Genomic DNA, 9,462 nt, shown 5'->3' with positions numbered 1-9,462 from the left:
CCGACGCCCTGTTCGGAGATGAAGGAGACGCGCATGAAGAACTTGCCGGTGTCGAGATCGTCGAACTGGCTGGAATCGACGATGTTGCAGCCCTGGTCGGCCAGATAATTGGCGATCGCAGCCACAATCCCACGCGTCGATTGGCACGATACCCGTAGAACGTAATTTTTCATCTTATGCCGTCCAATTAAAATCATGAAATGCCATGGGTTGACACGGCCGCATCATCGCCCGCCATCGGCAAGCTGCCGAAGAAAGGTCTGCAGCTCCGCTTCGTCGATCCCGACGAGATGCCCCTTCGCCGGATAGGCGCCCGAGCGGACGTCATCGGCGAACTCCTTGAAGGCCGCGGCGCGTTCATCCTGCAGCCGGTCATATTCCGCCGCAAAATCGCGGTAGACCTTGGCGTGGCGCGGCCGGTGTCCGCGATTGCTGCCGAGCACATCGTCGGCGAAGAGATATTGAGCGTCACATCCGCTGCCGGCGCCCATGGAGATCATCAGCATCGACGTCCTCCCGCTGATCGCCGCCGCGACATCGCCGGGCACCACCTCGATCTCGGCGGCGAAGGCGCCGGCCTCTTCCAGCGCTTTGGTCTGGCGCCAGATCTCGAAGGCGCTTGCGGCCGTCTTGCCGACGGCGCGGAAGCCTCCCGTCCAGGTCGCCTTCGACGGGATGAGGCCGACATGGCCGCAAACCGGAATGCCTTCCTCCCGCATCCGCCGGATCGTCTGCAGCCCGGCGGCGCAATAGACGGCATCGCCGCCGGCCTTCAGCGCCTTGAAGGCTTCGCGCATATACTCTTCCGCCGAGACGTAGTCGCCATATTCGAGGCCAGGAACGGCAAAGGGGCTCGGCGCCGCTTCGCGAAATGCAGGCCCCAGCAGCGCCGGCGGCACGGACAGCATATCGATGCCGGCGCGCTCCGCCGCCTCGGCTTCTTCGAGCGAAGTGACGCGCAGCATAGTAAGCTGCTTCTTACCTTTTAATGCCAGCAGATCGGCGACGGTCGCGCGATTGTGCTTCTTCATGGGAAATTCCTTGTTGTCGGGCCGTCACGCGGCGAGCAGGGATTTGAGTTTGACGTGGCTTGCCGCAAGCGCTTGCGGATCGGGATGCGCGCGGGCGGCGATCAGCATTTCAGCCAGGCGGATATCGCGGGCAACCGCATTGCCGCGTCCGATGCCGCTCGCCGCCAGCAGCCGGCCGGCCTCGTCGAGATGAAAGAGAATGAAGGCGCCATCGCCAAGATCGCGCTTGAGCGTCGTCGCGGCACCATCGGCAAGGCCGGCGATCTGCAGCGTCAGGTCATATTGATCGGACCAGAACCACGGCACGGCGGAAATGCTCGCCCGCTCGCCGAGCAGGTTGGCCGCGGCCAACGTGCCCTGCTCCTGCGCATTGCGCCAGGATTCCAGCCGCACCCGTCGCCCGCCGTACAACGCCAACGGAAAGGAGCAGCAATCGCCGGCCGCAAGAATATCGGCAACCGAGGCCTCCAGGTGCTCGTTGACGGCGACGCCGTTGTCGATCGCAAGGCCCGCCTCTTCGGCAAGCGCGACATTCGGGAGGGCGCCGATGCCGACCAGCACGAGATCGGCTGATATCGCCTCGCCGCCGGAAAGATGGATCGCAGCACCTTCGGCGCGATCCTCGATGCCGGCAATGCGCACATTGCAGCGGATATCGACGCCCTCGTCGCGATGACGCTGCGCCACGATCGCGGCGATCTCTTCCGGCACGCCGCGCTTCAGGATACGCGGCAATCCCTCGACAAGGGTAACGTCGGCACCGAGCTTGCGCGCCGTCGCGGCCAGTTCGAGCCCGATGAAGCCGCCACCGATGATGGCGATATGTCGGCCGGGGCGAAGCGCGGATCTGAGCGCCGACGCATCCGCATGCGTGCGCAGCACGCGGATATTGCCGCCCACTCCCGCACTGCCGGGAAAGGGCCGCGCCGAAGCGCCGGTTGCCAGCAGCAATTTATCATAGCCGAGCACCTGCCCGTCGCTCAGCCTTACCAGCTTGGCGGCGGGATCGATGCCCGCCGCATGCGTGCCGAGCCGCAGAGCGATGCGCTGCTCGCCATAGCGCTCGGCCGAAGCGACGAATTTCGGTTCGGGCTGCTCGGCAAGCGTCTCCTTCGATAGCGGCGGGCGTTCATAGGGATGCAGCGCCTCGGCGCCGATCAGGGTGATGTCGCCGTCGAAACCCTTTTCCCTGAGCGCGAAGGCGGCGCGGGCGCCGCATTCCCCGGCGCCGACGATGACGAAATGCGCCATGATCCTCTCCTCAAATGGCAATGAAGACGGTGCCGTTTTCAACCTTGACGGAATAGGTCTTGAGGTTGACGCAGACCGGGGCACCCTTGGCCTCGCCGGTCCTGTAGTCGAAACGGCCGTTATGCTTGGGACATTCGATGATGTTGTCCATGACCAGCCCGTCGGCGAGATGAATCTTCTCGTGCGTGCACAGGCCATCGGTCGCGAAATATTCGTCCTCGGGGCTGCGGTAGACGGCGAAGGTGCGCCCGCCATGGTCGAAGCGGATGACATCCTCTTCGTCGATCTCGTCGGCCGCGCAGACCTCGATCCAGTTGTCGCCCATGTTTTCCTCCCTGTTCCTGATTTTGGAGTCTATTGCGCGGCCTCGGCCGGCGAATTGTGGAATTCCTCGCGATAGGGCCGCGCCGTCGCCGGCAGCTCCCGCTTCAGGAAATAGTCCTCGTTCCTGAGCTGGCGGAGAAAGGCGGGGATCATTTCGCGATAACCCGACCAGATGGACGGATTGGGCGCCGGCAGATCGTGCTTGATCATGGCATGCAGCCTGGGCAGCGCATGATAGGGCACCATCGGGAACATGTGGTGCTCGACATGGTAGTTCATGTTCCAGTAGATGAAACGGCTCACCGGGTTCATCAGCACCGTGCGGCTGTTCAGCCGGTGATCGATGACATTGTCGGCCAGACCGCCATGCTGCAGCAGGCCGGTCAGGACGTGATGCCAGGCGCCATAGAGCCTAGGCAGGCCGATCAGCACCAGCGGCAGGATCGAGCCCATGTAGAGGGCGGCTGCGATCGTCCCGATATAGATGACGCTCCAGATGCGGGCGACGCGGATGACCTTGGGTTGCTCCTGCTCGGGAATGAAGGTCTTCTCCTCGGCGCTGACGATCCCCAGCGCATTGCGGACCATATCCATCATGCCGTAGGCGGCATCGAGAATGCCGAAGAAATTGAGGATCAGGCGCAGGAGATCCGGCGGCCGCATGACGGCGATTTCCGGATCGCGACCGACGATGACGGTATCGGTGTGATGGCGCGTATGGCTCCAGCGCCAGGTGACCGGATTGCGCATGATCATGAAGCAGGCGATCTGATAGACCGCGTCGTTCATCCAGCGGGTCTTGAAGGCCGTGCCGTGCCCGCATTCATGCCAGCGGCTGTCGGAGGCGGAACCGTAGAGCACGCCATAGGCCAGGAAGAAGGGGATACAGAGCCAGGAACCCCAGAAATAGACGCCAAGCCCGGCAAAGACCGCCATGCTGCCCAGCCAGATGATGGTGTCGCGGATCGCCGCCTCGTCGGAGCGCTGCATCAGCGCCTTCATCTCCTTGCGCGGAATATCGGTATGATACCACTCCGCGGCCGCGAGCCCCGTTTCCACCGCCCGCTTGGCGCTTTCGCCCAGCAGACTGTAATCACGCTTGACAATCTCCGTCATTCCTACCCTCCCGCGGCCGCGCAAAAGGGCGTCCCGCATCTCATGTCGAAAAGGATAAAACGAGATTTCGCTTGCCTCAATCCAGCAATGATGGAATCTATCAGATAACATCATTTTCAGTTGTCACGAATGATGAAATACCTCAGGAGAAACCCATGCGGCGTCCGACCATTTCCGATCTTGCAAAAGCATCCGGCGTCAGCGTCGCCACGATCGACCGCGTATTGAACGGACGCCTGCCCGTGCGGGAGGAAACGGCCCGGCGCGTCTATGAGGCGGCGCAATCGATCGGCTATCATGCCGTCGGCCTGCTGCGGCAGCGCGTCTTCGAGGACCTGCCGCGCTATCAGCTCGCCTTCCTGCTGCAGAAGCCGATGCAATCCTTCTACCAGGCTTTTGCCAGGGAGATCGAAGCGGCGGCGGCGGCCGTGACCACGGCCCGCCTGCAGGTACAGATCGAATATCCGCCGGTCTCGACACCGACCGCGATCGTCGAGCAGGTCAAGGCGCTTACGGCCCGCAATCACGCAATTGCCATGGTCGCGCCCGACTATCCGGCCGTGGCGAATGCCGTCGAGGAGCTGAAGGCGAAGGGTATTCCGGTCTTCTCCGTCCTCTCCGATTTCGCCAGCGGCATCCGTACCGGCTATCTCGGCCTCGACAACCGGAAAGTCGGGCGTTCGGCGGCCTGGACAATCGCGCGCATGGCCCGCAAGCCAGGCAAGGTCGCCTGTTTCGTCGGCAGTCACCGCTTCCATGGCCATGAACTGCGCGAGATCGGTTTCCGTTCCTATTTCCGCGAGAACGCGCCCGAATTCGAGGTGCTGGACACGCTGATCAATCTGGACGCGGCCGATATCACCCACGAGGCGACGCTGAACCTGTTGCAGAAGCATCCCGATCTCATCGGTCTTTATGTCTGCGGCGGCGGGATGGAGGGCGCGATCGCGGCCATTCGCGAAGAAAGATGTGCGGGCGATCTGATACTCATCGTCAACGAGCTGGTTCCGGAGAGCAAGGCCGGGCTGATGGACGGGACCGTCACGATGGCCATCGACACGCCGCTGCCGGCCCTCTGCCGGGAACTGATCAGCCAAATGATCGGCTCGATAGAAAACGGCGATGCCCAGATGGCCGGCCAGACCTTCCTCCCTTTCAATATCTACATTTCAGAGAATATCTGAATGATGGAATTCCATCATTCTTGCATGCTTTCGCCTTGTTCCGTGAGAGCGATGATGGCGCTCCGGCTCCATGGCAATGAGAGGCAAGGTGTCGCATCGGGTGGCCATCATGGCGATCGCTGTTGCGCGTATCGCCAAAGCAAAACAATGTAGGGACGTGTTTCCTGAATCACCGAGCAGAAATTCATGTCGTCAGACTTCAATGCCGAACTTCATGCCCGACCCTCGATCTACTTCTCGGGGCCGGCCTTCGTCGAACACATCGCATTGAAGCCCTCGGGATCGCTTGGGCTGCATGACGCCTATTTTGTCCCCGACGATGCCGCGGATGCCGGCGAAAGCGTCAGGACGCAGGTGGAGCACCATACCGAATTCGTCACCGTTACACGCGTAACGCGACTGAGGGCGGAGGTCGACGAGTGGCCGAAGTCCCGCCTGTCCGTCGCCGATTTCGAGGCTCTGGCGGGTATCGCCTCCTCACAGCTCATTTGCCGGGTTGGCATCCTGGTGCTGGGGCCGGCGCCTGCCGAGCTCGGCCCTGTGCTGGCCAAATTCGACTTTCAGGACGCGACCGCTTCATCGATCGGCGGTGGCGCGGCGCAGGTCTGTTCCGACTTCCGTGTTCGTCCCGACCAGACCAGCCGCATCCTGCTCTTCAACAATGATTTGAACGACTATCGTCTGGGACGAATGGTGAGACGGGTCTACGAGATCGAAACCTATCGCTCGATGGCGTTGCTCGGCCTTCCCGAGGCCCGCCGCCTGGGCCCTCTGCTCGGCAACTACGATGCCAAGCTCGTCGAACTGACCGATCGAAATCTCACCACGCCCACCACCGAACACAAGAAGCTTCTGGACGAGATATCCGTGCTATCAGCCCAGATCATCTCCGCAACGGCGGAAACGCGCAATCGCTTCGGAGCGACGGCCGCCTATGCAAAGATCGTGGAGGAGCGCATTGCCGAACTTCGCGAGACGCATGTGCCCGGCTTCCAGCGGTTCGGGGTGTTCGTCGCAAGACGCTTCAAGCCCGCCGTGCGCACCTGCGAGGCGACGGCCCTGCGCCTGGACCAGCTCTCCCACGCCACGATGCACCTGATCGACCTCCTGCAGACGCGCATTCAGGTCGAGATCGAATATCAGAACGCCACCCAGATCCAGGCGATGGCCGAGCGCGCGGCAACCCAGGTGAAGATCCAGCGCGCCGTCGAAGGCTTTTCGATCATCGCGATCAGCTACTATCTTCTGAGCCTGCTCAAGGTGGTCTTCGAGACGGTGGAGCATGCCGGATATCACCTGAACCCCATCGTCATGCTGATTTCCATTCCCGTGGTCATCGGAGCCGTCGCTCTGACCATCCTTCGCGTGAAGCATGCGCTGACGGCAGAGAGTTAGCAGCGACGCACGCATATGCAGCTGAGCCGATGCATATGCGTGCGTTCAATCCGGCCCGCGATCAGTCCTCGTTGGCGGCGAGTTGCGCGAGTACCGCGCCGCGCCCGCGAATGCGCATGATAAGCGGCACGATGAGAGCGGCCGCGGCAAGAAGCAGAAGCATGGCCGCGATGGGTGACGTGAAAAGGACGGTAACGTCACCCTGGCTGATGGCCAGCGCCCGGCGCAACTGCTGCTCCGCAAGCGGCCCGAGGATCAGGCCGACCACCACGGGGGCGATGGGATAGCCGAGCACCCGCATGGCATAGCCCATCACGCCGAATGCCAGCAGCATGCCGAGCTCGAAGACGGACGGATTGGCGCCGATCGTTCCGAGCGTCGCAAACAGCAGGATGCCGGCATAGAGCCACGGCTTCGGGATCGACAGAAGCCGCACCCAGAGACCGACCAGCGGCAGGTTGAGAATGAGCAGCATCAGGTTGGCGATCAGCAGGCTGGCGATCAGACCCCAGACAAGCTGGGGATTGGTCAGGAACAGCAGCGGTCCGGGTTGCAGGCCATATTGCTGGAAGCCCGCCAGCATGATCGCCGCGGTCGCCGAGGTCGGCAGGCCGAGCGTCAGTAGCGGAACCAGGGTTCCCGCGGCCGAAGCATTGTTGGCCGCTTCCGGACCCGCCACACCCTCGATCGCGCCCTGGCCGAATTCTTCCGGATGCTTGCTGAGCCGTTTCTCGGCCGCGTAGGACAGGAAGGTGCCGATCTCGGCGCCGCCGGCCGGCATGGCGCCGATCGGGAAGCCGATGAAGGTGCCGCGCAGCCAAGGTTTCCAGGAGCGTGCCCAATCCGAGGCCGTCATCCAGACGGAGCCGCGCACCATCTCGACCTGTTCGGCAATGCGATTGCCCTGAGCGGCGATGAACAGCGTCTCGCCGATCGCGAACATGGCGACGGCCAGCGTCGTCACCTCGACGCCGTCGAGAAGATCGGGCGCGCCGAAACTCAGCCGCGTCTGGCCGCTCAACTGGTCGATGCCGATCATGGCGAGCGCCAGGCCGATGAACAGCGATGTCAGGCCGCGCAGCGTCGAATCCCCGAAGGCGGACGACACGGTGACGAAGGCAAGCACCATCAGGGCGAAATATTCGCGCGGGCCGAAGACGAGGGCGAGCTTGACGATATAGGGCGCGACGAAGGCGAGGCCGATGGTGGCGATCAGGCCGGCGACGAAGGAGCCGATGGCCGCCGTTGCCAGCGCCGGACCGCCGCGCCCGGCGCGCGCCATCTTGTTTCCCTCGAGCGCGGTGATGATCGAGGCGCTCTCTCCCGGCGTGTTCAGCAGGATGGAGGCGGTGGAGCCGCCATACATGCCGCCATAATAGATGCCGGCAAACATGATCAGCGAGCCGGCGGGATCGAGCTGGAAGGTCACCGGCAGAAGCAGCGCCACGGTCAGCGCCGGGCCGATGCCGGGCAGGACGCCGACCGCCGTGCCCAGGATGACGCCGATCAAGGCATAGAGCAGATTGATGGGCTGGGCGGCGACGGCCAGTCCCTGCATGAGGAAGTCGAATGTGCTCAAGCGCATTCCTCCTTAGAAAAACAGCTTCTCGAGCGGACCGGCCGGCAGCGAAAGCTGCAACAGGCGAGCGAAAACCAGCCATACGGCCAGACAGAGAAAAAGGCCGATGGGGAACGAGATCCAGATCTTGCGCTTGCCGAAGGCATAGGCCGTGGCGGTAAAGAGTGCGGCGGTTGCAATGGAAAATCCGGCCGTCTTCAAAAGGAGCATCTGGGCGGCAAGTCCAGCGACGATACAGACGACCGGCCCCAGCTCCTGACGCTCGCGCACGGGGAAATCGCCGCGCCAGGCCTCGACGACGGTCCAGACGGCAAGCGCCAGCAGGACGGACGCCACGGCATAGGGGAAAGTCGTCGGGCCGACGGGCGAATAGTTGACCAAGGCGGCGAGATGCGAGGTATCCCAGAGGATGACACCCCCGGCGATCGCCAGCCCCACCGCCATCGCAAGCGCCGCCCTGTCGGGGCGGCGCGGCGACGATGCTTGACTGTCGCTGCTGCTCATTGGACCAGACCGATGTCCTTGAGGGTGGCTTCCGTCGCGGAGATATCCTTGGCGAGCTGCTCCTCGAAGGCCTTCCCGGAGAGATAGGTATCCTGCCAGCCCTTGGTCTTCAGCGTTTCCTGCCAGGTCGCCGAGGTCACCAGCTTCTCAATATCGGCGGAGATTGCGGCCTTCTGCTCGTCCGTGAGCCCCGGAGCCGCCGCGATCATGCGCCAGTTCTGAACGACGACGTCGACACCCGCTTCCTTCAGCGTCGGACCATCGACGCCATCGATGCGCTTGTCGCTGGAGACGGCAAGCAGGCGAAGCGTGCCGGCCTTGATCTGCGATTCGAACTCGCCGTAGCCGGAAACGCCGGCCGAGACCTGGCTGCCGAGAATGGCCGCCAATGCCTCGCCGCCGCCCGAAAAGGCAATGTAGTTGATCTTCTTCGGGTCGACGCCGGCGGCCTTGGCGATCTGGCCGACGAGAATATGGTCCGTGCCGCCGGCCGAGCCGCCGCCCCAGGAAACGGAACCGGGGTCCTTCTTCAAGGCTTCGACCAGATCGCCCATGGTCTTCAACGGTGACGAGGCCGGAACCACGATCGCCTCGTATTCGCCCGTCAACCGCGCGACCGGCGTCACGTCCTTGAGCGTGACCGGCGCCTTGTTGTTGAGGATGGCGCCGACCATGACATAGCCGCCGACGATCAGCGCGTTCGGATTGCCCTTGGACTGACTGACGAACTGCGCCAGGCCGATCGTGCCGCCGGCGCCGGGAACGTTCTGCACCTGCACGCTGCGCGAAATGCTTTCCTTCTGCATGACGGTCTGGATCGTGCGCGCCGTCTGATCCCAGCCGCCGCCGGGATTTGCCGGAGCGATGATGGTGTAGTCCGCTGCGAGAACCGGCAGCGAAAATGCGCTCGCGACGAGCGCGGTCAAAACGAATCTTTTCAAGGCTGTCTCCCCCGTTGGCCCCCCATTCGGTGTCGGCCATGCTGATGATGTAATGGACATCGGGGGATAGCGCTCACACGGGGACCGCATGGGGCCACGCCGTGATCCGGAACTCCTCCCGTGTCATCCCGTCTTCG

At 63.2% G+C, this 9,462-nt stretch carries 10 protein-coding genes; 2 read left to right on the top strand and 8 right to left on the bottom strand.

Annotated elements, in window-relative coordinates; translation table 11 throughout:
• The 5 genes from FHX11_RS16660 to FHX11_RS16640 all read right to left on the bottom strand — a co-directional run.
• Positions 1-173, bottom strand: a 173-nt coding sequence (locus FHX11_RS16660; protein WP_184358740.1) for an ACT domain-containing protein, incomplete at its 3' end; no start/stop codon positions are given.
• A 51-nt stretch (positions 174-224) separates the two neighbouring features.
• Positions 225-1,031, bottom strand: a complete 807-nt coding sequence (locus FHX11_RS16655; RefSeq protein ID WP_184358739.1) for a 3-methyl-2-oxobutanoate hydroxymethyltransferase — start codon at positions 1,029-1,031, stop codon at positions 225-227.
• A 24-nt stretch (positions 1,032-1,055) separates the two neighbouring features.
• The gene (locus FHX11_RS16650; protein ID WP_184358738.1) at positions 1,056-2,282 is read right to left on the bottom strand and encodes an FAD-dependent oxidoreductase; all 1,227 of its coding nucleotides are present in this window, start codon (positions 2,280-2,282) and stop codon (positions 1,056-1,058) included.
• A gap of 10 nt (positions 2,283-2,292) precedes the next feature.
• Positions 2,293-2,607 (bottom strand): MocE family 2Fe-2S type ferredoxin, encoded by a 315-nt coding sequence (locus FHX11_RS16645; protein WP_184358737.1) that lies wholly within the window; start codon positions 2,605-2,607, stop codon positions 2,293-2,295.
• Between the two features lie 29 nt (positions 2,608-2,636).
• Positions 2,637-3,722, bottom strand: coding sequence for a fatty acid desaturase family protein (locus tag FHX11_RS16640; protein ID WP_184358736.1), 1,086 nt, complete (start codon positions 3,720-3,722; stop codon positions 2,637-2,639).
• A gap of 155 nt (positions 3,723-3,877) precedes the next feature.
• On the opposite strand from FHX11_RS16640, the gene FHX11_RS16635 reads away from it, so the two are divergent.
• Both FHX11_RS16635 and FHX11_RS16630 read left to right on the top strand, forming a co-directional pair.
• Positions 3,878-4,906, top strand: coding sequence for a LacI family DNA-binding transcriptional regulator (locus tag FHX11_RS16635; protein WP_184358735.1), 1,029 nt, complete (start codon positions 3,878-3,880; stop codon positions 4,904-4,906).
• Positions 4,907-5,092: 186 nt separating this feature from the next.
• The gene (locus FHX11_RS16630; RefSeq protein WP_184358734.1) at positions 5,093-6,301 is read left to right on the top strand and encodes a DUF3422 domain-containing protein; all 1,209 of its coding nucleotides are present in this window, start codon (positions 5,093-5,095) and stop codon (positions 6,299-6,301) included.
• Positions 6,302-6,362: 61 nt separating this feature from the next.
• Here the strand turns inward: FHX11_RS16630 and FHX11_RS16625 are convergent, their stop codons facing one another.
• The 3 genes from FHX11_RS16625 to FHX11_RS16615 are packed head-to-tail and all read right to left on the bottom strand — an operon-like array spanning position 6,363 to position 9,325.
• Positions 6,363-7,880: a tripartite tricarboxylate transporter permease gene (locus FHX11_RS16625; protein ID WP_184358733.1), complete on the bottom strand. Its 1,518-nt coding sequence runs from the start codon at positions 7,878-7,880 to the stop codon at positions 6,363-6,365.
• A gap of 12 nt (positions 7,881-7,892) precedes the next feature.
• Positions 7,893-8,384, bottom strand: a complete 492-nt coding sequence (locus FHX11_RS16620) for a tripartite tricarboxylate transporter TctB family protein (RefSeq protein WP_184358732.1) — start codon at positions 8,382-8,384, stop codon at positions 7,893-7,895.
• Positions 8,381-9,325 carry a tripartite tricarboxylate transporter substrate binding protein gene (locus FHX11_RS16615; protein ID WP_246781032.1) on the bottom strand — a complete coding sequence of 315 codons (945 nt, stop codon included), beginning with the start codon at positions 9,323-9,325 and terminating at the stop codon, positions 8,381-8,383. Before FHX11_RS16615 ends, FHX11_RS16620 begins: the two co-directional genes overlap by 4 nt.
• Positions 9,326-9,462: the final 137 nt, after the last annotated feature.

The organism is Rhizobium sp. BK602, assembly GCF_014195095.1.
Classification (GTDB): domain Bacteria; phylum Pseudomonadota; class Alphaproteobacteria; order Rhizobiales; family Rhizobiaceae; genus Rhizobium.
The sequence above is the reverse complement of the archived record's forward strand: the minus strand, read 5'-3'. Positions and strand labels throughout refer to the sequence as shown.

Coding starts and splice junctions, on each gene's coding strand:
- FHX11_RS16650 (WP_184358738.1), bottom strand. CDS start 2,282: ATGGCGCATTTCGTCATCGTCGGCGCCGGGGAATGCGGCGCCCGCGCC.
- FHX11_RS16620 (WP_184358732.1), bottom strand. CDS start 8,384: ATGAGCAGCAGCGACAGTCAAGCATCGTCGCCGCGCCGCCCCGACAGG.
- FHX11_RS16645 (WP_184358737.1), bottom strand. CDS start 2,607: ATGGGCGACAACTGGATCGAGGTCTGCGCGGCCGACGAGATCGACGAA.
- FHX11_RS16640 (WP_184358736.1), bottom strand. CDS start 3,722: ATGACGGAGATTGTCAAGCGTGATTACAGTCTGCTGGGCGAAAGCGCC.
- FHX11_RS16655 (WP_184358739.1), bottom strand. CDS start 1,031: ATGAAGAAGCACAATCGCGCGACCGTCGCCGATCTGCTGGCATTAAAA.
- FHX11_RS16635 (WP_184358735.1), top strand. CDS start 3,878: ATGCGGCGTCCGACCATTTCCGATCTTGCAAAAGCATCCGGCGTCAGC.
- FHX11_RS16630 (WP_184358734.1), top strand. CDS start 5,093: ATGTCGTCAGACTTCAATGCCGAACTTCATGCCCGACCCTCGATCTAC.